21 protein-coding genes are annotated in these 24542 nt (G+C 76.5%); 20 read left to right on the top strand and 1 reads right to left on the bottom strand.

What is annotated here, in order from left to right:
* Positions 1 to 373: 373 nt before the first annotated feature.
* The 19 genes from rsmH (at position 374) to ACI8AX_RS16625 (ending at position 19613) form a co-directional block, all read left to right on the top strand.
* Positions 374 to 1324, top strand: a complete 951-nt coding sequence (gene rsmH, locus ACI8AX_RS16535; protein WP_456550927.1) for a 16S rRNA (cytosine(1402)-N(4))-methyltransferase RsmH — start codon at positions 374 to 376, stop codon at positions 1322 to 1324.
* Entirely contained in the window at positions 1321 to 1995 is a 675-nt protein-coding gene (locus ACI8AX_RS16540; RefSeq protein WP_456550928.1) for a hypothetical protein, read from the top strand. The genes rsmH and ACI8AX_RS16540 overlap by 4 nt, the downstream gene beginning before the upstream one ends.
* 1 nt (position 1996) lies before the next feature.
* Complete coding sequence (locus tag ACI8AX_RS16545) at positions 1997 to 3865, top strand: peptidoglycan D,D-transpeptidase FtsI family protein (RefSeq protein ID WP_456550929.1); 1869 nt, start codon at positions 1997 to 1999, stop codon at positions 3863 to 3865.
* Positions 3866 to 3974: 109 nt separating this feature from the next.
* Positions 3975 to 5543, top strand: a complete 1569-nt coding sequence (locus ACI8AX_RS16550) for a UDP-N-acetylmuramoyl-L-alanyl-D-glutamate--2,6-diaminopimelate ligase (protein WP_456550930.1) — start codon at positions 3975 to 3977, stop codon at positions 5541 to 5543.
* Complete coding sequence (locus ACI8AX_RS16555) at positions 5540 to 6937, top strand: UDP-N-acetylmuramoyl-tripeptide--D-alanyl-D-alanine ligase (RefSeq protein ID WP_456550931.1); 1398 nt, start codon at positions 5540 to 5542, stop codon at positions 6935 to 6937. Before ACI8AX_RS16550 ends, ACI8AX_RS16555 begins: the two co-directional genes overlap by 4 nt.
* Positions 6934 to 8013: a phospho-N-acetylmuramoyl-pentapeptide-transferase gene (gene mraY, locus ACI8AX_RS16560; RefSeq protein ID WP_456550932.1), complete on the top strand. Its 1080-nt coding sequence runs from the start codon at positions 6934 to 6936 to the stop codon at positions 8011 to 8013. Before ACI8AX_RS16555 ends, mraY begins: the two co-directional genes overlap by 4 nt.
* Positions 8014 to 8105: 92 nt before the next feature.
* A complete protein-coding gene (gene ftsW / locus ACI8AX_RS16565) occupies positions 8106 to 9617 on the top strand; it encodes a putative lipid II flippase FtsW (RefSeq protein WP_456550933.1) in 1512 nt (503 codons plus the stop codon).
* Positions 9614 to 10729 (top strand): undecaprenyldiphospho-muramoylpentapeptide beta-N-acetylglucosaminyltransferase, encoded by a 1116-nt coding sequence (gene murG / locus ACI8AX_RS16570; protein WP_456550934.1) that lies wholly within the window; start codon positions 9614 to 9616, stop codon positions 10727 to 10729. The genes ftsW and murG overlap by 4 nt, the downstream gene beginning before the upstream one ends.
* Positions 10726 to 12180 carry a UDP-N-acetylmuramate--L-alanine ligase gene (gene murC / locus ACI8AX_RS16575; RefSeq protein WP_456550935.1) on the top strand — a complete coding sequence of 485 codons (1455 nt, stop codon included), beginning with the start codon at positions 10726 to 10728 and terminating at the stop codon, positions 12178 to 12180. The genes murG and murC overlap by 4 nt, the downstream gene beginning before the upstream one ends.
* Complete coding sequence (locus ACI8AX_RS16580) at positions 12177 to 12965, top strand: cell division protein FtsQ/DivIB (protein ID WP_456550936.1); 789 nt, start codon at positions 12177 to 12179, stop codon at positions 12963 to 12965. Before murC ends, ACI8AX_RS16580 begins: the two co-directional genes overlap by 4 nt.
* Positions 12966 to 12999: 34 nt before the next feature.
* On the top strand, positions 13000 to 13425 hold the full coding sequence (locus tag ACI8AX_RS16585; protein ID WP_456550937.1) for a peroxidase-related enzyme: 426 nt from the start codon (positions 13000 to 13002) through the stop codon (positions 13423 to 13425).
* The gene (locus ACI8AX_RS16590; RefSeq protein WP_456550938.1) at positions 13401 to 13592 is read left to right on the top strand and encodes a hypothetical protein; all 192 of its coding nucleotides are present in this window, start codon (positions 13401 to 13403) and stop codon (positions 13590 to 13592) included. Before ACI8AX_RS16585 ends, ACI8AX_RS16590 begins: the two co-directional genes overlap by 25 nt.
* Positions 13593 to 13896: 304 nt before the next feature.
* Entirely contained in the window at positions 13897 to 15183 is a 1287-nt protein-coding gene (ftsZ, locus tag ACI8AX_RS16595) for a cell division protein FtsZ (RefSeq protein ID WP_456550939.1), read from the top strand.
* Between the two features lie 59 nt (positions 15184 to 15242).
* Positions 15243 to 15974 (top strand): peptidoglycan editing factor PgeF, encoded by a 732-nt coding sequence (pgeF, locus tag ACI8AX_RS16600; RefSeq protein ID WP_456550940.1) that lies wholly within the window; start codon positions 15243 to 15245, stop codon positions 15972 to 15974.
* A 92-nt stretch (positions 15975 to 16066) separates the two neighbouring features.
* Positions 16067 to 16825: a YggS family pyridoxal phosphate-dependent enzyme gene (locus tag ACI8AX_RS16605; RefSeq protein ID WP_456550941.1), complete on the top strand. Its 759-nt coding sequence runs from the start codon at positions 16067 to 16069 to the stop codon at positions 16823 to 16825.
* Between the two features lie 13 nt (positions 16826 to 16838).
* Complete coding sequence (locus tag ACI8AX_RS16610; RefSeq protein WP_456550942.1) at positions 16839 to 17564, top strand: cell division protein SepF; 726 nt, start codon at positions 16839 to 16841, stop codon at positions 17562 to 17564.
* Positions 17565 to 17630: 66 nt separating this feature from the next.
* Positions 17631 to 17921 (top strand): YggT family protein, encoded by a 291-nt coding sequence (locus ACI8AX_RS16615; protein WP_456550943.1) that lies wholly within the window; start codon positions 17631 to 17633, stop codon positions 17919 to 17921.
* 109 nt (positions 17922 to 18030) lie between these two features.
* On the top strand, positions 18031 to 18756 hold the full coding sequence (gene wag31, locus ACI8AX_RS16620) for a DivIVA-like cell division protein Wag31 (protein WP_456550944.1): 726 nt from the start codon (positions 18031 to 18033) through the stop codon (positions 18754 to 18756).
* A gap of 110 nt (positions 18757 to 18866) precedes the next feature.
* The gene (locus tag ACI8AX_RS16625) at positions 18867 to 19613 is read left to right on the top strand and encodes a hypothetical protein (RefSeq protein ID WP_456550945.1); all 747 of its coding nucleotides are present in this window, start codon (positions 18867 to 18869) and stop codon (positions 19611 to 19613) included.
* A gap of 20 nt (positions 19614 to 19633) precedes the next feature.
* Here the strand turns inward: ACI8AX_RS16625 and ileS are convergent, their stop codons facing one another.
* Positions 19634 to 22828 (bottom strand): isoleucine--tRNA ligase, encoded by a 3195-nt coding sequence (ileS, locus tag ACI8AX_RS16630; protein WP_456550946.1) that lies wholly within the window; start codon positions 22826 to 22828, stop codon positions 19634 to 19636.
* A gap of 118 nt (positions 22829 to 22946) precedes the next feature.
* Between ileS and ACI8AX_RS16635 the strand changes: the two genes are divergently transcribed.
* On the top strand, positions 22947 to 24458 hold the full coding sequence (locus ACI8AX_RS16635) for a potassium/proton antiporter (RefSeq protein ID WP_456550947.1): 1512 nt from the start codon (positions 22947 to 22949) through the stop codon (positions 24456 to 24458).
* The last annotated feature ends 84 nt before the right edge of the window (positions 24459 to 24542 follow it).

Raw genomic sequence — 24542 nt, forward strand, 5'->3', positions numbered from 1 at the left:
CGGCCCCCGCGGCCGGGACCGGCGGACCCCGGCGCCCCCGCGGAGCACCACCTGACGCACTTCCCCGGCGCCAGGCGACGCTCCGCGGGGCGCCCGGAGCCGTCCCGCACGCCGCCACCCCGCCCCCTCGCACCGGCCGATCCCCCGGGAATCCCCGCGACCCGCCCGGTGCGCTGACACCGCCGACGCCGCGCTCCGCGCCACCATGGACGAGCCCGCATCCGACCCGTTCGAGGAGCAGTCGACGATGAGCAGCAGCGAGCCCGCGCGGGACTCGGCGCCCGCGAGCACTGCGCGGAACTCGGCGCCCTCCGGCACTGCGCGGGACTCGGCGCCCTCCGGCACTGCGCGGGGCTCGGCGCCCTCGGACCCCGTGCACGTCCCGGTGCTGCTCGAGCGCGTGACCGAGCTCCTCGCCCCGGCCTGCTCCGCGCCGGGCGCCGTCCTCGTCGACGCCACCCTCGGCCTCGCCGGGCACTCGCTGGCCCTGCTCGACGCCCACCCCGGCCTGCGCCTGATCGGCCTGGACCGCGACCCCGACGCCCGCGCCGAGGCCGCCCGCCGCATCGCCGCCGCCGGTCACGCCGACCGCGCCACGCTCGTCCCGGCCGTCTTCGACGAGCTGCCCCAGGTGCTGGAGTCCCTCGGTATCGACGAGGTGCAGGGCGTGCTGTTCGACCTGGGCGTCTCCTCGCTGCAGCTGGACCGGCCCGACCGCGGCTTCAGCTACTCCGCCGACGCGCCGCTGGACATGCGCATGGACCCCACCGCCGGCCGCACCGCCGCCGACGTCGTCAACACCTACAGCGCCGGCGAGCTGACCCGCGTCCTGCGCGTCTACGGCGAGGAGCGCTTCGCCGCGCGGATCGCCGCGGCCATCGAGCGCGAGCGCCGGGCTGAGCCCTTCACCCGCACCGGCCGGCTGGCCGACCTCGTGCGTGCCTCCATCCCCGCGGCCACCCGGCGCACCGGGGGCCACCCCGCCAAGCGGACGTTCCAGGCGCTGCGGATCGAGGTCAACGACGAGCTGCGGGTGCTCGAGCGGGCGCTGCCGGCCGCCCTGGACGCCCTGGCCGTCGGCGGCCGCGTCGTCGTCATCACCTTCCACTCGCTCGAGGACCGCATCGTCAAGCAGGTCCTCGCCGCGGGCGCGACCGACCGGACGCCGCCGGAGCTCCCCGTGCCGGTGCCCGAGCTCGCCCCGGTCCTGCGCCTGGTCACCCGCGGCGGCGAGGCGCCGTCGGAGGCCGAGGTGGCCGCCAACCCCCGGGCCGCCTCGGCCCGCGTCCGTGCCGCCGAGCGCATCCGGAGGGCAGCAGCGTGAGTGCCACCGCCCGGGCACCCCGGCCCGACGACGACGTCCCCCGCCCCGCCGCGGTGCGCCCGCGCGCCGCGCGGACGGGCCCCCGCGCCGGTGCGGCCCGACCGGCGTCCGCCCGCGCCGCCGCGCCCGCCCGGCCCGCTCCCCGGAGCGCGCCGGCGCCGGCCGAGAGCCCGGCCGCGCCGGTCCGCGGCCGGGCGCACACCGCGCCGGTCCGTGCCGGTGCCCTCCGCGCGCGCCCGTCCCGCCCGGTGCCGCGGCCCGCGCCGGTCCCGGCCGCGCCGGCGGCGCCGGCGGCCGGCGAGCCGCGCCGGCGGTCGCTGCCCGGCCTCGGCACCGCCCGGCGGACGCCGTTCGTGCTGCTCGTCGTCGGGCTGCTGGTCGGCACCACCCTGGCGCTGCTGTTCCTCAACACCGCGATCGCGGTCAACTCGCTGAAGGCCACCGAGCTGCGCAGCGAGAACACCCAGCGGGCGCAGCGGCTCGAGCAGCTCGAGCAGCAGGTGGTCGCCGCCGGGACGCCGGGCGTCATGGCCGCGGCCGCCGCGGCGGCAGGCCTGGTCCAGGCCGACACCGCCGGTTACCTGGTCATCGGCCCCGACGGGTCGGTCACCCTCCGCGGGACGCCGGAGCCCGCCGAGGCGCCCCCGGCCCCGCCGGCCGCGGGGGACTGACGTGCCGACCCCGCCCCGCCCGGTCCCCGGCCGGCGCGTCGAGCGCCCCGTGCCCGGCCGCGCGCAGCGGTCCGGGGCCGGCGTCCCGCCGCGCCCGGCCGGCGCCTTCACCCCGCGCCGCGCGCCCGGCCGCCGGCGCCGCGCCACGCTTCCCGTGCTGCCCACCCGCGGCCTGCGCGCCGGGATGGTGGTCATCGCGATCGCGCTGCTGCTCGTCACCGGCCGGCTCGTGTTCCTCCAGGGGGTGGACGGCGGGGAGTACGCCGAGGCCGCGTCCCAGGCACGGCTGCGCACGGTCGACATCGCCGCGCTGCGCGGCCAGGTCCTCGACCGCGACGGCGACCTGCTCGCCTACACCGTCGACGCCTCGCTGGTGACCGCGGACCCGTCGCTGGTCGCCGACCCGCAGCGCACGGCGCTGGCGCTGACCACGCTGCTCGACGTCCCCGTCTCCGACCTCACCGAGCTGCTCGAGCGCGACGGGCGGTACGTGGAGCTGGCCCACCAGGTCACCCCCGAGACCGTCAGCGCCATCCAGGAGCTCGCGCTGCCGGGCATCCTCTTCGAGGACGAGCCGATGCGGCTGTACCCGGCCGGGTTCGTCGGCGGGCAGGTCGTCGGCTTCGTGGGCCGCGACGGCGACGGGCTGGCCGGCATCGAGCAGCGCTTCGACGAGCAGCTGTCGGGCACCGACGGCGAGCGGCGCTACGAGGTCGGCAGCGGCGGCAACCCCATCCCCTCCGGCATCGACGAGTCCACGCCGGCCGTCGACGGCAGCTCGGTGCAGCTGACGCTGGACCAGGACGTGCAGTACGTGATGGAGCAGCGGCTGGCCGAGGCCTGCCGCGACGGCGCCACCACCCGCGCCTCGGCGGTGGTCCTCGACGTGCACACCGGCGAGGTCGTCGCGATGGGCAGCTGCCCCGGGTACGACCCCGGTGCCGCGCGCAGCACCGACCCCGAGCTGCTGGGCAACCCGGTGGTCTCCCAGGTCTTCGAGCCCGGGTCGGTCATGAAGGCCGTCACCCTCGCCGGCGCGATCGAGGAGGGCCTGACCACCCCCGACGAGGTGCTCACCGTCCCGGGGCACATCCAGGCCGGCGACGTCGTCGTCACCGACGCCCACGACCACGAGCCGGTCGACTGGACGGTGACCGGCATCCTCGCCAAGTCCAGCAACGTCGGCACGATCATGCTCGCCCGCGAGCTCGGCGACGAGCGGCTGGAGGAGTACCTGCGCGCCTTCGGCATCGGGAGCACCACCGGCATCGAGCTGCCGGGGGAGAGCGCCGGCATCCTCGAGCCGTCGGAGGACTGGACCGCCAGCCGCGCGGCGAACGTGCCCATCGGCCAGGGCGTCTCGGTGACCACGCTGCAGATGGCGTCGGTCTACCAGACGCTGGCCAACGGCGGCGTCCGCGTCGAGCCGCGGCTGGTCTCCTCCGTCACCGCCCCCGACGGCACGGTCACCCCGGTGGAGCGGCCGCAGCCGACCCGGGTGGTCGGCGAGGAGACGGCGGACGCGATGGCCTACATGCTCGAGGCCGTCGTGGGCCCGGGCGGGACCGCGCCGCTGGGCGAGGTCGAGGGCTTCCGCGTGGCCGGCAAGACCGGCACCGCGCAGCGGGCCAACCCCGAGTGCGGCTGCTACGACGGCGGCGGGTACGTCACGACGTTCGTCGGCTACGCCCCCGCCGACGACCCCCAGTACGTGGTCGCGGTCGACCTGGAGCGCCCGACCAGCTCGGCCGAGGGCGGGCAGGTCGCCGCGCCGGTCTTCGCCGACGTCATGCGCTACGCCCTCACCGCCGGGGGCGTCGTGCCCTCCGGCACCGCGCGACCCGACTTCCGCCTGACGGCCGACGGGTGAACCCGGCTCCCTGCAGGGTCCCGCCGCGAGCTCGCGAGCGGTGGGGGGCAGGGGGTCCTCCGTGCGTCGCGGACGGGGCCGCGCGCGACCGACGGTAGATTGGAGCCCCGTGACCCCGACCGTGCCCGGGGCGGCGCCCCGGCCCACGGGCACGACGCCGCTGCCCCTGACCGAGCTCGCCGACCTCGTCGGCCCGCCCGTCCAGGGCGACCCCGCCACCGCGGTCACCGGCGTGACCCTGGCCTCGTCCGACGTGCGCCCCGGCGACCTCTACGCGGCCCTGCCCGGCGCCCGCACGCACGGCGTCCGGTTCGCCGCCGCGGCCGCCGCGGCCGGCGCCCGTGCCCTCCTCACCGACCCCACCGGCCGCGCCGACGCCTGCGCCACGGGGCTGCCGGTGTGCGTGGCCGACGACCCGCGCGCCGTCCTCGGCGCCGTGGCCGCGCGGGTCTACGGCGAGCCCGCGCGCCGGCTGCAGGTCGTGGGCATCACCGGCACCAACGGCAAGACGACGACGGCCTACCTCGTCGAGGCGGGCCTGGTCGCCGCCGGCCGCGGCACCGGCCTGATCGGCACCGTGCAGATGCGCACCCGGCTGCCCGGCGCCGAGCCCACCGCGATCCCCAGCGCCCGGACCACGCCCGAGGCGCCCGTGCTCCACGCGCTGCTGGCCGGCATGGCCGAGTCCGGTGTCGAGGCGGTCGTCATGGAGGTCTCCAGCCACGCCCTGGTCCTGGGCCGGGTCGGTGGCGTGCCCTTCGCCGCCGCCGGCTTCACCAACCTCAGCCAGGACCACCTCGACTTCCACGCCGACCTCGAGGACTACTTCCGCGCGAAGGCGCAGCTGTTCGACGGCCGCGCCGCCGTCGAGGTGGTCGACGTCGACGACCCGCACGGCCGCCGGCTCACCGGCATGCTCGGCGGCCGCCGGGCGGTCACCGTGGCGAGCTCCGGCGAGCGGCCCGCCGACTGGACGGCGGCGGACGTGACGGTCGCCCCCGACGGCGGCTCGGCCTTCACCCTGCACGGCCCCGGCGGCCGGTCCTGGCCGGCCCGCGTGCGGCTGCCCGGCCGGTTCAACGTGGCCAACGCGGTCATGGCCGTGGCGCTGCTCGACGCCGTCGGCGTACCGGTGGAGACCGCGCTGCGCGGCGTCGCGGAGACCGTGGTGCCCGGCCGGATGGAGCCGGTGGACGCCGGCCAGCCCTTCGTCGCCGTCGTCGACTACGCGCACACCCCCGACGCCGTCGCCACGGCCCTCGCCGCCCTGCGCACCGCCACGGCCGGCCGGGTCCTCACCGTGCTCGGCTGCGGAGGCGACCGCGACCCCGGCAAGCGCCCGGCGATGGGCGCGGCCGCCGCCGCGGGCAGCGACCTGCTCGTGGTGACCGACGACAACCCCCGCTCCGAGGAGCCGGCCGCCATCCGGGCGGCCATGCTCGCCGGTGTGCCCGCCGACCGCCGTCCCGCCGTCCTCGAGATCGGCGACCGCCGGGCGGCGATCGCCGAGGCCGTGGCACGCGCCCGCCCGGGCGACACGGTGCTCGTCGCGGGCAAGGGACACGAGACCGGCCAGGAGGTCGCCGGAGTGGTGACGCCGTTCGACGACCGCGAGGTGCTCCGCGACGCGATCCGCGCGGCCTCGGACCAGGCCCGGCCCTGGGTCGGCGCCCCGTGATCGCCCTGACGCTGGCCGAGGTGGCCGAGGCCGTCGGCGGGTCCCTCCCGGCCGGTGCCGACGGGATCCGCGTGACCGGGGCGGTGACCATCGACTCGCGGTCCGTCGGCGCCGGCGACCTGTTCGTCGCGCTGCCCGGCGAGCGGGTCGACGGGCACGACTTCCTCGGCGCCGCCGCCGCGGCCGGCGCCGTCGCCGCCCTCACCACCCGGGACGACGAGGCGCTGCCCTGCGTGGTCGTCGAGGACCCTGTCGCCGCGCTCGGCCGGCTGGCCGCCGCGGTGCACGCGCGGCTCGTCGCCCGGGGCCTGGTCACCCTCGGCATCACCGGCTCCTCGGGCAAGACCTCCACCAAGGACCTGCTCGGCCAGGTGCTGGCCACCGCTGGGGCCACGGTGAGCCCGCCCGGCTCCTTCAACAACGACATCGGCCTGCCGCTGACGGTGCTGTCCGCCGACGCCGCGACCCGGTTCCTCGTGCTGGAGATGGGCGCGCGGGGCGTCGGCCACATCGCCCGCCTGTGCGCCGTCGCCCGCCCGCGGATCGGGGTCGTGCTCAACGTCGGCTCCGCCCACCTGGGGGAGTTCGGCTCCCCGGAGGGGACGGCGCGGGCGAAGGGCGAGCTCGTCGAGGCGCTGCCCGACGACGGCACCGCCGTGCTCAACGCCGACGACGCGCGGGTGATCGGCATGGCGCCGCGGACCCGCGCCCGCGTGCTCACCACCGGGCGCGGCGCGGACGCCGACGTGCGCGCCACCGGCGTCGCCCTCGACGGCGAGGGACGGGCGTCGTTCACCCTCGCCGCGGCGGGGGAGGAGCACCCGGTCGCCCTGCAGGTTGTCGGCGAGCACCAGGTGGCCAACGCGCTGTCGGCCGCCGGGGCCGCGCTGGCCGCGGGCATGTCCCCGGCCGCCGTGGCCGCCGCGCTCTCCGCCGCCCAGGTGCGCAGCCGCTGGCGGATGGAGGTCACCCGCCGGCCCGACGGCGTCACCGTGGTCAACGACGCCTACAACGCCAACCCCGAGTCGATGCGGGCCGCGCTCGCGGCCCTGACCGGCATGGCCGCGACCCGCCGGGTCGCCGTCCTCGGCGGGATGGCCGAGCTCGGTCCCGGGGCCGAGGGCGAGCACGAGCGGCTCGGCCGCGACGCGGTCGCGGCGGGGGTCGACCTCGTCGTGGCCGTCGGTCCGGATGCGGTAGGGATAGCGACCGGGGCCCGCGCGGCGGGTGCCCGGAACGGAGAGGGGTCGGTGCACGTGCCGGACCGGGCTGCCGCCCGCGAGCTGCTGTCGGAGGTGCTCGTGCCCGGCGACGTGGTGCTGGTCAAGGCCAGCCGGGCCCACGGGCTGGAGCTGCTCGCCGCCGACCTGCTGTCCGGCGGGACCGCCGCGTGAAGTCCGTCCTGATCGCCGGGGCCTTCGGGCTCATCATCTCGATCCTGGCCACGCCGCTGGCGGTGCACCGGTTCCGCCGGATGGGCTTCGGCCAGGAGATCCGCGACGACGGCCCCGAGTCGCACCTGTCGAAGAAGGGCACGCCCACCATGGGCGGGACCGTCATCGTCGCGGCGACCGTGGGCGGCTACCTGATCGCCCACCTGTTCCTGCTCGGCCAGCCCGGCCGCGGGGTCACCGCCACCGGCCTCCTGCTGCTCTTCCTCATGGTCGGGCTGGGCACCGTCGGCTTCCTCGACGACTACCTGAAGATCCGCTACCGGCGCAGCCTCGGCCTGAACAAGACGGCGAAGCTGGTCGGCCAGCTGGTGGTCGGCCTGACCTTCGCGATCCTGGCGATGAACTTCCCCTCCGACGGGGTGACCCCGGCGTCGACGAACATCTCCTACGTCCGCGACATCGCCCCGCTGGCGCTGGGGCCGATCCTCTTCGTCGTCCTGGCCTACCTGTTCATCGCCGGCTTCTCCAACGCGGTGAACCTCACCGACGGCCTGGACGGGCTGGCCGCCGGCGCCTCCGCGATGGTCTTCGGCTCCTACGTCGTCATCTCCTTCTGGCAGTTCACCCACGACTGCTCGACGGCGCTGGCGGTGGAGGGCTGCTACGAGGTGCGCGACCCGCTGGACGTCACGCTGGTCGCCGTCGCGGCGATGGGCGCCTGCCTGGGCTTCCTGTGGTGGAACACCAGCCCCGCCAAGATCTTCATGGGCGACACCGGGTCGCTGGCCCTGGGCGGCCTGATGTCCGGGTTGGCGATCGTCACCCGCACCGAGCTGCTGCTGGTGGTCCTCGGCGGGCTGTTCGTCGCGGTCACGCTGTCGGTCGTCATCCAGGTGGCCTTCTTCCGGGCCACCCGCCGCCGGGTGTTCCGGATGGCGCCGCTGCACCACCACTTCGAGCTCGCGGGCTGGACGGAGAACACCGTCATCGTGCGCTTCTGGCTCGTCACCGGGATGGCGGTGGCCTTCGGGCTGGGGCTGTTCTACGCCGACTGGCTGTCCTTCACCGGGCTGTGACGGGCGCGCGCGGTCCCGCCGGCCCCACGACCCACACGCGACACGCCCGTCCGCTGCCGGGCGGGACGCCGCTCAGCGGCGACGATGGCGGGATGGAGCCCACCGCAGGCCGGGCCGCGGCCGCCCGTGCCCGCGGCACGGCCCCCGCCGCCGCCCGGCGCCGCCTGCTGCCCGCCCTCCCCGGGTGGCTCGACGGCCCGATGACCAGCAGCCACCTCGTCATCGGCGCGGCCGGCATGCTGCTGGCCATCGGCCTGGTGATGGTCTTCTCGGCCTCGGCGATCGAGGCGGCGCTGGCCGACCAGCCCGCCTGGCGCCCCGGCGTCGACCAGTTGGTCTTCGCCGCCATCGGGGTGCTCGCCGCCCTGGTGGCCGTCCGGCTGTCGACCGCGGTGCTGCGCCGCTGGGCGCCGATCGCGCTGCTGGTGGTGCTCGGGCTGCTGCTGCTGGTGGCGATCCCGGGGATCGGCACGGAGCTGAACGGCTCGCGCGCCTGGTTCGACCTGGGCTTCACCAACTTCCAGCCCTCCGAGGTGGCCAAGCTCGTGCTGGCGCTGTGGGGCGCCCACGTGCTCGCGCTGCGGGCCAGCTACCTGACCGTGCGCAGCCTCCTGGTCCCGCTGGTCCCGGTCTTCCTGGTCATGTGCGGGCTGCTGATGCTGGAGCCGGACTTCGGGGCGACGGTGACCCTCGGGCTGGTCCTGTGCGGGCTCTTCCTCGCCGCCGGCGCCCCGCTGCGGGTGTGGGCGACCATGCTGGCCGCCGCCGTCACCGCCGGCATCGCGCTCGTCGCCGTCGCGCCGTACCGGATGGAGCGCTGGACGTCGTTCCTCGACCCCTTCGCCGACCCCACGGACTCCGGCTTCCAGGCGATCCGCGGCTTCTACGCCCTGTCCTCGGGCGGCTTCTGGGGCGTGGGCCTGGGCAACAGTGCGATGAAGTGGAACCTGCTGCCCGAGGCCGAGTCGGACTACATCTTCGCGATCATCGGCGAGGAGCTGGGCTTCCTCGGCTGCCTGGTCGTCGTCGCGCTCTACGGCGTGCTGGCCGCGGCCGGCTTCCGCATCGCCCGCCGCTCCGCCGACCGGTTCGTGCAGCTGGCCAGCGTGGCCATCACCGTGTGGCTGGTCGGTCAGGCGGCCATGAACATGGGGTACGTGGTGGGTCTGGGTCCGGTCACCGGGGTGACGCTGCCGCTGGTGTCGGCCGGCGGCACCTCGCTGGTGCTCACGCTGTTCATCGTCGGTCTGCTGCTGCGCTTCGCCCGGTCCGAGCCCGAGGCGATCGAGCACCTGCGCCGCCGGGACAGCGGCCGGCTGGCCCGCGCGCTGCTGCCGGTCCCCGCGCAGGCCGTCGAGCCGGTGCGCAGCCGCCCGCGGCGACGGCCCGAGGAGCCGGCCCGGCCCGCCCGCCGGCCGGCCGGTCCCGGCGCGCGCACCGTCGTCCGGGTGCCGCAGGCGCCCGGGGCCGGTGCCCCCCGGGAGCGTGCGGCGGCGCCCCGCGAGCGCCGGACGGCCGACCGGCCCCGGGCCGGCGAGGCCCGGCGGCAGCCGCCACCGCGCGCCCGTGCCGGCGCGCCCGACGTCCCGCGGCGGCCGCGGTGACCCGCGCGACCGGGCCGGTCAGCGTGGTCCTGGCCGGCGGCGGCACCGGCGGCCACATCGAGCCGATGCTGGCCCTGGCCGACGCGCTGCTGCGCCGGGGCGGTGCGGTCCCCGGTGGCGTGCGCATCACCTGCATGGGCACCGCGCGCGGCATGGAGACCCGGCTGGTCCCCGCCCGCGGCTACGACCTGCGGCTGATCCCGCCGGTGCCGCTGCCGCGCAAGCCGACGCCGGACCTGCTGCGGGTGCCCGGCCGGGTGCGCCGCGCCGTCCGCGAGACCCGGGCCCTGCTCGACCAGCTGTCCGCCGACGTCGTCGTCGGCTTCGGCGGCTACGTGGCGCTGCCGGCGTACCTGGCCGCCCGCGGGAGGGTGCCGGTGGTCGTGCACGAGCAGAACGCGCTGCCGGGGCTGGCCAACCGCATCGGCGCGCGGATCGCCGCCCGCGTCGCGGTGACCGTGCCCGGTACCCCGTTGCACGGCGCTGAGCACGTCGGCATGCCGCTGCGGACGGCGATCAGCTCGCTGGACCGCCCGGCCCGCCGCGCCGAGGCCCGCGCCGCCTTCGGGCTGGACCCCGACCGGCCCACGCTGCTGGTCTTCGGCGGCTCGCAGGGAGCAGCGTCGCTCAACCGCGCCGCCACCGGCGCCGCCGACGCGCTGACCGCCGCCGGCGTCCAGGTGCTGCACGCGCGCGGCCCGAAGAACACCGACGTCACGGTCCCCGCCCGCGCGGCCGGGCAGGCGCCCTACGTGGTCGTCGACTACCTGGAGCGCATGGACCTCGCCTACGCCGCGGCCGACCTGGCACTCTGCCGGGCGGGCGCGGTGACCGTCGCCGAGCTCTCGGCGGTCGGGCTGCCCGCGGCGTTCGTGCCGCTGCCGATCGGGAACGGGGAGCAGCGCCGCAACGCGCTGCCCGTCGTGGAGGCCGGGGGAGGGCTGCTGGTGGACGACGCCGAGCTCTCCCCGGCCTGGATCGGCGAGCGCCTCGTCCCGCTGCTGACCGACCCCGCCGCCCTCACCGGCTACGCGGCCCACGCGGCCGCGGCCGGCGTGCCCGACGCCGACGAGCGGCTGGCCGACATCGTCCTGGAGGTCGCGAACCGATGAGCGCCGCTGCGGTGGCCGCGTGGAAGGACCCGATCCCGGCCCTGGCGGAGCTCGGCTCGGTCCACTTCGTCGGCATCGGGGGTGCCGGGATGAGCGGCATCGCCCGCATCATGCTGGCCCGCGGCGTGCGGGTCTCCGGCAGCGACCGGCGCGACACGCCCACGCTGCTGGCCCTGCGCGCCCTCGGCGCCCGGGTGGAGCTCGGCCACGCCCCCGGGCACCTGGGGGACGCCGACACCGTCGTCGTCTCCACGGCCATCCGGGAGGACAACCCCGAGCTCGCCGCCGCCCGCGAGCGCGGCCTGCGGGTGCTGCCGCGCGCGGTGGCCCTGGCCGCGGTCATGGCCGGCCGGCGCAGCGTCGCCGTCGCCGGCACCCACGGCAAGACCTCGACCACGTCGATGCTCACCGTCGCGGTGCAGGCCTGCGGCGCCGACCCGTCCTTCGCCATCGGCGGCGACCTCAACGAGTCGGGCAGCAACGCGCACGCCGGCGAGGGCGACGTCTTCGTCGCCGAGGCCGACGAGAGCGACCGCTCCTTCCTGCTCCTGGCCCCGCACGGCGCGATCGTCACCAACGTCGAGGCCGACCACCTGGACAACTACGGCGACCTGGCCGCGGTCGAGGAGGCCTTCGACCGGTTCCTCGGCACCGTCGACCCGGCCGGCTTCGTCGTGCTGTGCGCCGACGACCCCGGCTCGGCCCGGCTGCGCGGCGTCCCCACGCCCGCGCGGACCCGCACCTACGGCACCGCCGTCGACGCCGACCTGCGCATGGTCGACGTCGAGGTCGGCAGCGAGACCACGGCCTGGACGGCGGTGCTGGACGGCGAGGTGCTCGGCCGGGTGACCATCCGCGTGCCGGGCGAGCACATGGCCCGCAACAGCGCGGCCGCGCTGCTGGCCGGCCTCGAGCTCGGCCTGCCCGCCGACGGGCTGGTAGCCGGGCTCGGCCGGTTCGGCGGGGTGCACCGGCGGTTCGAGCTCAAGGGCGTGGCCGGCGGCGTGCGGGTGTACGACGACTACGCCCACCACCCGACCGAGGTGCGCGCCCAGCTGCGGGCGGCGCGGGCGGTGGCGGGGGAGGGGCGCGTGGTCGTGGCCTTCCAGCCGCACCTGTACAGCCGCACCCGCGAGTTCGCCGCCGGCTTCGGCGAGGCGCTGGGCCTGGCCGACGAGGTCGTGGTGATGGACGTCTACGGCGCCCGCGAGGACCCGGTCCCCGGGGTGACCGGCGCGATGGTCGCCGACGCGGTGCCGCTGCCGGCCGGCCGCGTGCACTTCGAGCCGTCCTGGTCGGCCACCGCGCCGGCGCTGGCCGAGCGGGTCCGCCCCGGCGACCTCGTCATCACGATGGGCGCCGGCAACGTCGTGATGGTCGGGCCGGAGGTGCTCTCCGTCCTCTCGGCCCGCGACGCCGCCGCGTCCGCCGGGGAGACGTCGCAGCGGTGAGCCGGGCCGCCACCACCCGCGACCGGCAGCGCGGTGCGCCCGCCGACACCGGCCGCCGGTCGGCCGAGCGCCGGCCCCGGCGGGTCCGGGCGGTCGACCCGCGCCGCCGCCTGGCGGTCCGGGTGGGCCTGGCGCTGACCGCGGTCGCGGTGGCCGTGTGGGTGGTGTGGGGCAGCCCGCTGCTGGCCGTCTCGGCCGTGCGCGTCGACGGGGCCGGCTCGCTCACCGCCGAGCAGGTCCGCACCGCGGCCGGGGTCGAGGAGGGGACGCCGCTGCTGCGGGTCGACACCGACGCCGCGGCCGCCCGCGTCGCACGGCTGCCGCAGGTCGCCGCGGTGCAGGTGACCCGCGGCTGGCCGCAGACCGTGGTGATCACGGTCGAGGAGCGGGTGCCGGTCGCGGTCGTCACCCAGGCGGGCACCCGGTCCCTCGTCGACGCCGGGGGCGTGCTCTTCGACACCGTCACCGGGGAGCCGCCGGCCGGCGTGGTGCCGCTCGAGGTCGCCGACCCCGGACCCGACGACGCCGCCACCCGCGCCGGGCTCGCCGCGCTGGTCGAGCTGCCCCGCGACGTCCGGGACCAGGTCGCCGCGGTCGCGGCCACGTCGGGCAACGACGTGACGCTGACGCTCACCGACGGCACGACCGTCGTCTGGGGGAGCGCCTCGGAGTCCGCCGACAAGGCCGACGTGCTCGTCGCGCTGCTCGGGCAGCTCGCCTCCGGCGCCCTGGAGCCGGCCACGACGATCGACGTCAGCGCGCCGACGGCGGTCGTCCTGCGGTAGCGCGCCGGCCGCCGGTCGCGGGCAGGCTGGGCGCATGACCGAGCCCGCCGGCCCGCCGCCGGCCAGCCGCTTCCCCGTCCCGGCTCGCGAGGACCTGGACCCCGCCCTGCGCGAGCGCTACGCCGAGGTCGAGGAGCGCTCGGGCTTCCTGCCCAACGTGTTCGCGGCGCTGGCCTGGCGGCCGGCGGAGGCGCAGGGGTTCTTCGCGCTGCACGACGCCCTGATGGACAAGGAGACGCCGGCCCTCTCGCGGGCCGACCGGGAGCTGGTCGTCGTGGCCACCAGCGCGGCCAACGACTGCCTCTACTGCGTCGTGGCGCACGGGGCGATCGCCCGGATCCGCGCCCGGGACCCGTACCTGGCCGACCAGCGGAAGGACCTTCGACCCCCCGGCGCTCGCGAGCTCGCACCGGGACCCTGTCGAAGGCCGGAACGGTGGCGGTCGACCCGGCCGCGGTGACCGCGGCCGACCAGGAACGGCTGCGCGGGCACGGCCTCAGCGAGGACGACGTCTGGGACGTCGGCGCGATCGTGGCGCTGTTCGCGCTGTCGAACCGGCTGGCGCACTGGGCGGCGATCCCGCCCAACGCGGAGTTCTTCCTCATGGGCCGCCTCCCGCGCGGCTGAGGCACGACACACCGAGCGGCCGCGACACGCCCGGGCGGACATGTCGCCGGGAAGTTCCTCGGCTCGGCGGGTCGGGGCCCGTGGACCCGGACATGAGACGGATCGACCGCGGGTCGTCACGATCAGTGGTGCCGGTGTGACCAACGCGTCGCCGGAGTTTCGTGGGAGTCGGCCGGTGCGACACGCCGGGCCCGTGGCGGTGCTTGTAGGCCCCTCTGGCCCCACCTAACTTCGTCCGCGTCGACCCAGTTGACATAACTATAAGGCTTTACTTGAGGATGAGGGTCGAGGTCGGGAGCCCCACATGACACCTCCGCACAACTACCTCGCGGTCATCAAGGTCGTCGGCATCGGCGGCGGCGGGGTGAACGCGGTCAACCGGATGATCGAAGTCGGCCTCAAGGGGGTCGAGTTCATCGCCATCAACACCGACGCCCAGGCGCTGCTGATGAGCGACGCGGACGTCAAGCTCGACGTCGGCCGCGAGCTCACCCGCGGGCTGGGCGCCGGCGCGCAGCCCGACGTCGGGCGGCAGGCCGCCGAGGACCACCGCGAGGAGATCGAGGAGGTGCTCAAGGGCGCCGACATGGTCTTCGTGACGGCCGGCGAGGGTGGTGGCACCGGCACCGGTGGCGCCCCCGTCGTCGCCTCGATCGCGCGCAAGCTGGGCGCGCTGACGATCGGTGTCGTCACCCGCCCCTTCTCCTTCGAGGGCAAGCGCCGCGCGGTGCAGGCGGAGTCGGGCATCGAGGAGCTGCGCAACGAGTGCGACACGCTCATCGTCATCCCGAACGACCGGCTGCTGCAGCTGGGCGACCGCAACGTCAGCGTCATGGACGCCTTCCGCACCGCCGACCAGGTGCTGCTCTCCGGTGTCCAGGGCATCACCGACCTGATCACCACGCCCGGCCTGATCAACCTGGACTTCGCCGACGTCAAGTCGGTCATGTCCGGGGCGGGCTCGGCGCTCATGGGCATCGGCAGCGCCCGCGGCGACAACCGAGCGCTGCTCGCGGCCGAGCAGGCCATCGCCAGCCCGCTGCTGGAGGCCTCGATGGAGGGCGCCCACGGCGTGCTGCTGTCGATCTCCGGCGGGTCGGACCTGGGTCTGTTCGAGATCAACGAGGCCGCGTCGCTGGTCTCCGACGCGGCGCACGCCGACGCCAACATCATCTTCGGCGCCGTGATCGACGACGCCCTCGGCGACGAGGTGCGGGTGACCGTCATCGCGGCCGGCTTCGACAGCGGCCGGCCCAGCGCCCGCAAGGACGCCGGGCTCGCCTCGGTCGCCCCGGCGGCGCCGGTCGCCCCCGTGGCGCAGCGCCCGGCCGCGGTCCCGCAGCCGGTCCGCCCGGTCACGCCCGTCGCCCCGGCCGCGACGGGGGAGCGGCTGGTCGGCCAGGCCCCGGCGCCCGCGCCGGCCGCGGCCCCGCAGCCGGCCCGTCCGGCGCCCGCGACCGGTGGCGGGATCACCGTCCCGCCGCTGCCGCCCATCCCGGGTCCGGTCGCCGCGAGCCAGGCGGGCCGCCGGCCGCTGTCGAGCGAGGACTTCGAGGAGGAGCTCGACATCCCGGAGTTCCTGCGCCAGTAGGAGGACCCCCGTGCCCCCCACCACTCGCACGCTCGCGGCGGGCCCCTGCACGGGGCCGCGTGAGTGACGTGCCGGCCGCCTCCTCGGCGGTGCGACCCCGCAGGGTCGTCACCGACCGGCGGGGCGGCCGGTCCGCGTCGCCCTACGACTCGTTCAACCTCGGCGGCCACGTCGGCGACGACCCGGGCGACGTCGCCGCCAACCGCGAGCGGCTGGCCCGCGAGCTCGGGGTGGGCGCCGGCCGGCTGGTGTGGATGGACCAGGTGCACGGCACGGGCGTCGCGGTCGTCGACGGCCCTGTCGAGGGTCCGCTGCCGGCCACCGACGCCGTCGTGACCGCCACCCCGGGGCTGGTGCTGTGCGTGCTGGTCGCCGACTGCGTGCCGATCCTGCTGGCCGACTCCGACCGCGGCATCGTCGCCGCGGTGCACGCCGGGCGCGAGGGCGTGCGCCAGGGCGTCGTCCCGGCCGCGCTGTCGGCGATGGCGAGCCTCGGGGCCCGGGCCCGCCACGTGTCGGCGCTGCTGGGCCCGGCGGTGTGCGGCGCCTGCTACGAGGTGCCCGCCGCCATGCAGGCCGACGTGGCCCGCGTGGCCCCGGCCGCCGCCGTCCGCACCCGGCAGGGCACCCCGGGCCTGGACCTGCGCGCCGGGGTCGAGGAGATCCTGCGCCGGGCCGGGATCCCGGAGGTCGTGCACGACCCGCGCTGCACGGTCGAGGACCGGCACCTGTACTCCCACCGGCGCGACGGCGTGACCGGCCGCCAGGCGGGCGTCGTCTGGCTCGAGTGAGGGCCTTCGTCCCCCCACCCCTCGCATGCCCGGGGGTGGGCTCCTGCCCGGGGGCCGTCGGTCGGAACGCGGGGCGGGGGAGGATCGGCGGCATGAGCGCGCTCGCCGACAACCTGCGCGCGGTGCGCGAGCGGATCGACGCCGCCGCCCGCGCGGCCGGCCGCGACCCTGCGTCGGTCGGCCTGCTCGCCGTCAGCAAGACGTGGCCCGCCGACGACGTCCGGGCGCTGGCCGCCCTCGGCCACCGGGACTTCGGCGAGAACCGCGCCCAGGAGCTGGCCGCCAAGGCGGCGGAGCTGGCCGGCGTCGACCTCCGCTGGCACTTCGTCGGCCAGCTCCAGCGGAACAAGGCCGCGGCCGTCGCCCGGCTCGGGGCGGTGGTGCACTCGGTGGACCGCGCCTCCCTCGCCGGCGTCCTCGGCCGGGTCGGCGTCGAGACCGGGCGGCCGGTCGAGGTCTACCTGCAGGTCGACCTCGGCGGCCCCGAGGGGGAGCTGGCCGCCCGCGGCGGGGCGGCGCCGGCCGACGTCCCGGCCCTGGCCGACGCCGTCGCCGCGACCGCGGGGCTGCGGCTGCTCGGGCTGATGGCCGTCGCCCCGCGCGGCGAGGAGCCGGCCGCGGCCTTCGCCCGGCTGGCCGAGCTGTCCGCGCGGGTGCGCCGGGACCACCCCGGGGCCCGCGGGCTGTCGGCCGGGATGAGCGGGGACCTCGAGGCGGCCGTCGCGGCCGGCAGCACGCTCGTGCGTGTCGGAACCGCGATCTTCGGCGATCGGCCCCTACCCTCCCCGTCAGATGCGGCTCACCAGCCACGCGAGTCACACCAGTCACACGGACCCCACGGGTCCGAGTAGAGGGGGAGGTCCGATGGCCGGAGCCATGCGGAAGATGGGCATCTACCTCGGGCTCGTCGAGGACGACGACGCCCGCGCCTACGGCCGGTACGACGCCCGTCAGACCGACGACCGCTACGACGACCGCCGCTACGGCCGCTACCTCCCGGAGGACGGCTACGACGACGGCTACCTCGACGGTCACCGGGACGGCCTCGACCGGCACGGGGACCCGCGCCACGACTACTACGACGACGAGCTGCCGGCGCCCGAGCCGCAGCCCGCGCCCGAGCCGGTGACGCTGCGCCGCGCCGGGTCCACCCGCAACCTCGGGCTGGCCCCCGCGGCGGGCTCGGCGGGCTCGGCGCGCACGCCCGCCGGCGCCTCGGCCTCCGGTGGCGGCGCCGCGGCCGCGCAGGTGCGCGAGCCCGTGGTCGCCCGGGCGCCCGAGCCGGCCCCCGAGCCCGCGCCGGTGCCCCAGCCCTACCGGATCACCACGCTGCACCCGCGCACGTACAACGAGGCCCGCCAGATCGGCGAGAGCTTCCGCGACGGCATGCCGGTGATCATGAACCTGACGGAGATGGACGACGCCGACGCGAAGCGCCTCGTCGACTTCGCCGCGGGTCTGTCGTTCGGGCTGCGCGGTAGTATCGAGCGCGTCACGGCGAAGGTCTTCCTGCTCAGCCCGAGGGACGTCGACGTGACCGCCGAGGACAAGGCGAAGATCCGCGAGGGCGGGTTCTTCAACCAGTCCTAGGCGCCGCCGGCTGCCCGTGGCCGGTGGTCGGCGCGGCACGCCGGTGCCCCTGGACGAGCGAGGACCGTGGCTCTCTTCTGGACGATCGTCTCGTCGGTGCTGCTCGTCTTCCTCGTGCTGCTCTTCGCGCGGTTCGTGGTCGACTGGGTGATGGTGCTGGCCCGCAGCTGGCGTCCGTCGGGCCTGGTCGCGGCCGGTCTCGAGGTCGTCTACGCGACCACCGACCCGCCGCTGAAGGCCGTCCGCAAGGTCATCCCGCCGTTGAACCTGGGGTCCATCCGACTGGACCTCGGGTTTATGGTTCTCCTGATCGCCGTCTACATCCTGCTCGACATCACGAACTCGCTGGCCGTGTAGGTCCCGTGGCTGCCGATCCGCCTGTCCCGGGCGCCGTCGCGTGCCGGGCGGTCTCCGCCGCCCGTCCGGGCACGTCCCTGTTCCCGCCGTCCGACCCGAGGTGAGCTAGTTGCCACTCACGCCTGCCGACGTCCACAACGTCGTCTTCAAGAAGCCCCCGATCGGCAAGCGGGGCTACGACGAGGACGAGGTGGACGCCTTCCTCGACGTGGTCGAGGCGGAGCTCGCGCGGCTGATCGAGGAGAACAACGAGCTGCGCGCGAGCAGCCGCGGTCCCGCGACCGTCGTGGAGCCGACGCCCGCCCCGGCCCCCGCGCCCGCGCCGGTGCAGGCGCCCCCGCCGCCGGCCGCGCCGCGCGAGGACGACAGCGCCCGCGCCTCCCGCATGCTGGCCCTGGCCACCGAGACGGCCGACCGGTACGTCAACGAGGCCAAGGCCCAGGCCGACGAGATGGTCGCCAGCGCCAAGACCACCAGTGACCGGATGGTCACCGACGCCCGCGCCAAGAGCGAGCAGATGGTCAGCGAGGCCAAGATGCGGGCCGACACGATGATCAGCGACGCCCGCACCCGCGCCGAGACCATGGAGCGCGAGGCGCGCGCCAAGGCCGCCGCGCTGGAGCAGGACGCCGAGCGCCGGCACGCCGAGGTCGTCAGCGGCCTGGAGCAGAAGCGCAGCAGCCTCGAGCGGAAGATCGAGGAGCTGCGCACCTACGAGCGCGAGTACCGCACCCGCCTGCGGTCCTACCTCGAGTCGCACCTGCGCGACCTCGACGGCCGCGGCTCCGCCGAGCCCGCCCCGGCCGGCCGGCAGAACCAGCACGCCTCCGCCTGACAGCGCTCCCCAGGGCCCCCGGACCGCCACGGTCCGGGGGCCCTGTCGCGTCCGCGGCCGGCGCGTGCGTCGACGGGCGGTCCCGGTGTGGTCCCGGCTACAGTCGAGCGGTGATCTTGGCGGCCGGACTGCTGGTCCTCGCGGGGCTGGGCCTGTTCGTGGGCGGCCTCGCGACCGGGACGACGAGCTGGTACTGGGGGTGCGTGGCCTGTTGCGCCGTCGCCGCCGTGCTCCTGGTCGCGGTGCGGCTGCGGCCCGCTCCCCGGGTGGCTCCGGCCGCGGAGCGGCGGGCCGCCGACGACCGGGCGGTCGAGGCCGCGCGGGCCCGGACGGCCGAGCCGGGCCGCGACACGCAGGCCGCCGCGACCCCTCCGGCACGCGCGGAGCGCGAGTCCACCGGCCGGCACTCCCGGCACGCCGCGCCGGAGACCGACGACGCCCCCGGGACGCCGGCGCGCGGTGACCGGCCGGCGGCCGACGCCGACCCGGCCGCCGGGACGGCACCGGACCCGGGCACGACCGTCGAGCCGTCGGTCCCGGCCGAGCCGCCGGCCGACCCGCCGGCCGCTCCCGGACGCCGGCCCGCCGCCCGCGCCGCGGACGACAGCGGCGACCCCGCGGAGGAGGACGTCGAGGTCACCGACCTGCTGCTCGTCGTCGACCTGCGCGACCAGGTGCTCGTGGTCGACGAGCACCCCCGTTACCACCTCACCGACTGCCGGTGGCTGCGCGGCCGCCCGACCGTCCCGCTGCCGGTCAGCGAGGCACGCAGCGACGGCTTCACCCCGTGCGCGGTCTGCCGGCCCGACAGCCACCTGGCCGACGTCGCCCGCGCCCGCAGGGCCGCCTCGAAGTAGCCGGGGGCGGCCGCCGGGGCTCAGCCGGCGCGGACCACCCAGAAGCGCGAGCCGCCGGGACCCTCCACCCCGGGACCCTCGCCGGCCGTGCCCGCGTGCACCGCGGTGGCCAGCACCTCGGCGGCCACCGACTCGGCCTGCTCGGTCAGCGCCTGGGCGATCGCGCCCTCGCCGGTCCAGCGCAGCTCGATCCGGTCGCTGACCGCCAGCCCGGCGGCCTTGCGGGCCTCCTGCACCAGCCGCACGGCCTCGCGGACCAGGCCGGCCCGCTCCAGCTCCGGGGTCAGGGTGAGGTCCAGCGCCACGGTGAGCCCGCCGCCGCTGGCCACGGTCCAGCCCTGGCGCGGGGTCTCGGTCACGACCAGGTCGCCGTCGGCCAGGGGCACGGCCGCGCCGTCGACGTCCACCGACGCCGTCCCGCTGCGGTAGGCGGCCACCAGCTCGCGGGCGTCGGCCGCGGCGACGGCCTTCGCCACCGCCTGCACCTGCTTGCCCAGGCGCCGCCCGACGGCGCGGAAGTCGACCTTGACGCTGACGTCGACCAGCTCGCCCTCGACGGCCGAGAGCTCGGTCAGGTCCTGCACGTTGAGCTCGTCGGCGACCTCGGCCACCAGGTCGCGGGGCAGCTGCGCCCAGCCGGGGGCGGCGACCAGGGCGCGGGCCAGCGGCTGGCGGGTGCGCACCTTGGCCGACGTCCGCGCCGAGCGCCCCAGCTCCACCAGCCGGCGGACCAGCGCCACCTGCTCGACCAGCCGCGGGTCGCGGGCCTCGGCGTCCACCTGCGGCCAGGAGGCCAGGTGCACGGAGTCGGGCACCTGGTCCGGGCCGTCGTCGCGGCCGGGGCGCACCGCGCGGGTCCACACCTCCTCGGTGACGAACGGGGTGAACGGCGCCATCAGCCGGGTCAGGCCGTCGAGCACCTCGTGCAGCGTGCCGAGCGCGGCCGGGTCGCCGTCCCAGAAGCGGCGACGCGACCGCCGGACGTACCAGTTGGACAGGTCGTCGACGAACTGCGCGAGCAGCCGGCCGGCGCCCTGGGTGTCGAAGTCCTCGAGCGCCGCGGTGACGCCCTCGGTGACCTCGGCCAGGGTGGCCAGCGCCCAGCGGTCCAGCAGCGGGCGCTCGGACCGCGGGGGAGCGGGGGTCGCGGCCGGGTCCCAGCCGTTGGTCTCCGCGTACAGGGTGAAGAAACTCGCGGTGTTCCAGTAGGTGAGCAGGACCTTGCGGACCACCTCGGACAGCGTCTCGTGGCCCACCCGGCGGGCCGACCACGGCGAGCCGCCGGCCAGCATGAACCAGCGGACGGCGTCGGCGCCGTGCCGGTCCATGAGCGGGATGGGCTCGAGGATGTTGCCCAGGTGCTTGCTCATCTTTCGGCCGTCCTCGGCCAGGATGTGGCCCAGGCACAGCACGTTCTCGTAGGAGCTCCGGTCGAACACCAGCGTGCCGACGGCCATCAGCGAGTAGAACCAGCCCCGGGTCTGGTCGATCGCCTCGCAGATGAACTGCGCCGGGTAGGCGGCCTCGAACTCGGCCTGGTTGCGGTACGGCGCGCCCCACTGCGCGAAGGGCATCGAGCCCGAGTCGTACCAGGCGTCGATGACCTGCGGCACCCGGCGGAAGGTGCCCTCCTCGCCGGGCAGCGTGAAGGTGACGTCGTCGATGAAGGGCCGGTGCGGGTCCAGGTCGGACAGGTCGCGGCCGGTCAGCTCCGACAGCTCGGCCAGCGACCCGACGGCGACCACGCGGGCCGGGTCGAGCTCGTTGCGCCAGATCGGCAGCGGCGTGCCCCAGTACCGGTCGCGCGACAGCGCCCAGTCGACGTTGTTGTGCAGCCAGTCGCCGTAGCGGCCCCACTGGATGGTCTCGGGGTACCAGCGGGTCTTCTCGTTCTCGGCGAGCAGCCGGTCCTTGATCGTGCTGGTGCGGATGTACCAGGACGGCTGCGCGTAGTACATGAGCGGCGTGTGGCAGCGCCAGCAGTGCGGGTAGCTGTGCTCGTAGCGCTGCTCGCGCCACAGCACGCCGCGCGCCTGCAGGTCCTCCACCAGTGCCTCGTCGGCCACCTTGAAGAAGCGGCCGCCGACGAGGCCGACGTCGGCCAGGAAGTGCCCGGTGGAGTCGATCGGGTTCACCACCGGCAGCCCGTAGCCGCGGCAGACGGCGAGGTCGTCGGCGCCGAAGGCGGGGGACTGGTGGACCAGGCCGGTGCCGTCGTCGGTGGTGACGTAGTCGGCGAGGACGACGTAGTGGGCGTCCCCCTCGGGGAACTCGACGAGCTCGAACGGCCGCTGGTAGTGCACCCGCTCCCAGTCCCGGCCGGTGGTGCGGGCCAGGACCTCGCGGGGGGCGTCGGGGCCGAGGACGGCGTCCAGGAGCGGCTCGGCGACGACGACCGTCGCCTCCCGCCCGTCGTGCTCGGTGCGGACGACGACGTAGGTGACGTCGGGGTTGACCGCGACGGCGGTGTTGGACGGCAGCGTCCACGGCGTCGTGGTCCAGATCAGCAGGTCGGCCCTCCCGGCCCACTCGCCGCTGGTGACCGGCAGCCGCACGTACACCGAGGGGTCGGTGATCGACTCGTAGCCCTGGGCGACCTCGTGGTCGGACAGGCCGGTGCCGCAGCGCGGGCAGTACGGGGCGACCCGGTGGTCCTCGACGAGCAGGCCCTTGTCGAAGACCTGCTTGAGCGACCACCAGACGCTCTCGACGTAGTGCGGGTCCATCGTCCAGTAGGCGGTGGACATGTCGACCCAGTAGCCCATCCGGCGGGTGAGCTCGGAGAACGAGTCGACGTGCCGCAGCACCGACTCCCGGCACCTGGCGTTGAACTCCGCGATGCCGTACCGCTCGATGTCGGGCTTCCCGGCGAAGCCCAGCTCCTGCTCGACGGCGATCTCCACCGGCAGGCCGTGGCAGTCCCAGCCGGCGCGGCGGGGCACGTGCCACCCCTGCATGGTCTTGAACCGGGGGAAGACGTCCTTGAACGCGCGGGCCTCGATGTGGTGCGTGCCCGGCCGGCCGTTCGCCGTGGGCGGGCCCTCGTAGAAGTTCCACTGCGGCTTGCCCTGGCTGTCCGCGAGGCTCCGCGCGAAGACCTCCGCCTCCTCCCAGCGGCGCAGGACGTCGTGCTCCAGGGCGGGCAGGTCGACCTGCGGGGGCAGTGCCCGGAAGGGCCCGAGGGGCGTTGCGCGGGAGGGGCCGGGAGAGCTCACCGCTCCATTGTCCCCGAGGCGTCGAGCGGGTTGGCCGGGGTGTGGGGAGTGCCTCGCCCGCGCGGACCCGGTCCGGCACGCGCGTACGGGACACTCCCCCCGTGACGGGGGCCGGGCGGTGAACACCACGGTCACGGTCGCGCTCGCGATCGGCTCGCTGGTGGTGCTGGTCGCCGCCGTGGCCCTGCGCCTGGCCGACCGGCTGGGCCTGCCCAGCCTGCTGCTCTACCTCGCCCTGGGCGTCGCGCTGGGCGAGAGCGGCCTGGGCGTGCAGTTCGAGGACGTCGAGCTGACCCAGACCCTCGGGGTCGCCGCGCTGGTGGTGATCCTCGCCGAGGGTGGGCTGACCACCCGGTGGGCCGACGTGCGCCGGGCGCTGGGCCCGGGCATCGCGCTGTCGACCGTGGGCGTCGCCGTCAGCGTGGCCGTCACCGCGGCGGTGGCCGTCGCGCTGCTGGACCTGAGCTGGCCGTTCGCGCTGCTGCTGGGCGCCGTCGTCAGCTCCACCGACGCCGCCGCGGTCTTCGCCACGCTGCGCCGGCTGCCGCTGCCGCGCCGGATGGTCGCCGCACTCGAGGTGGAGAGCGGCCTGAACGACGCGCCGGTGATCCTCCTCGTCGTCGTCCTGGCCGGGCGGCTGACCGGCGGGGAGACGCACGCCTGGTGGGTGACCCTGCTGGAGGTCCTCGCCGAGCTGGCCGGGGGCGCGCTGATCGGCGTGGCCCTGGGGTTCGCGGGCGCGTGGCTGCTGCGGCGCTCGGCCCTGCCGCTGTCGGGCTTCTACCCGCTGGCCACCCTCGCCCTGTGCGTGCTGGCCTTCGCCTCGGCCGACCTGGTGCACGCCTCGGGGTTCGTCGCGGTCTACCTGTGCGGGGTCGTGCTCGGCAACGCGCCGCTGCCGCACCGCTCGGCCAGCGTCGGCTTCGCCGAGGGCATGGCCTCGCTCGCGCAGATCGGGCTGTTCGTCCTGCTCGGCCTGCTCGCCTCGCCCGGCCGGCTGCTCGACGCGCTCGGCCCGGCGCTGCTCATCGGCCTGGCCCTGCTGCTGGTCGCGCGGCCGCTGTCGGTGCTGGCCAGCCTCGCGCCGTTCCGGATGCCCTGGCCGCAGATGGCCTTCGTGTCGTGGGCGGGGCTGCGCGGCGCCGTCCCCATCGTGCTGGCGACGTTCCCGATCGCCGCCGGCGTGCCCGACGCGACGACGGTGTTCGACACCGTGTTCGTGCTCGTCGTCGTCTTCACCCTCGTGCAGGGGCGCTCGCTGCCCTGGGTGGCGCGGCGGCTGGGCATCGCCACGCCGGTGACCCCGCGCGAGGTGCAGGTCGAAGCCGCGCCGCTGGAGGAGCTGGACGCCGAGCTGATGCAGCTCACGGTGCCGCCGGGCTCCCGGCTGCACGGCGTCTACCTGCCCGAGCTGCGGCTGCCCGAGGACGCCGCCGTCGTCCTCATCGTGCGCGACGGGCGGTCGTTCGTGCCCGACGCCACCACCCGGCTGATGCGCGGGGACCAGGCGCTGCTGGTGTCGGCGCGGCGCTCGCGGGCCGAGGCGGAGCGCCGGCTGCGGGCGGTCAGCCGCGCCGGCCGGCTGGCCAGCTGGCGCGGCGAGACCGGCTCACCCACCGGGGCCGACTGATGGAGTCGGGGGGGGGGGGGGCCCCCGGCGCACCCCCCCCCCCCGCCGGCCCCGCCCACCCGCGCGCGGCTGGTGGTCGTCCCG

It is taken from the genome of Blastococcus sp. SYSU D00813 (assembly GCF_054050735.1).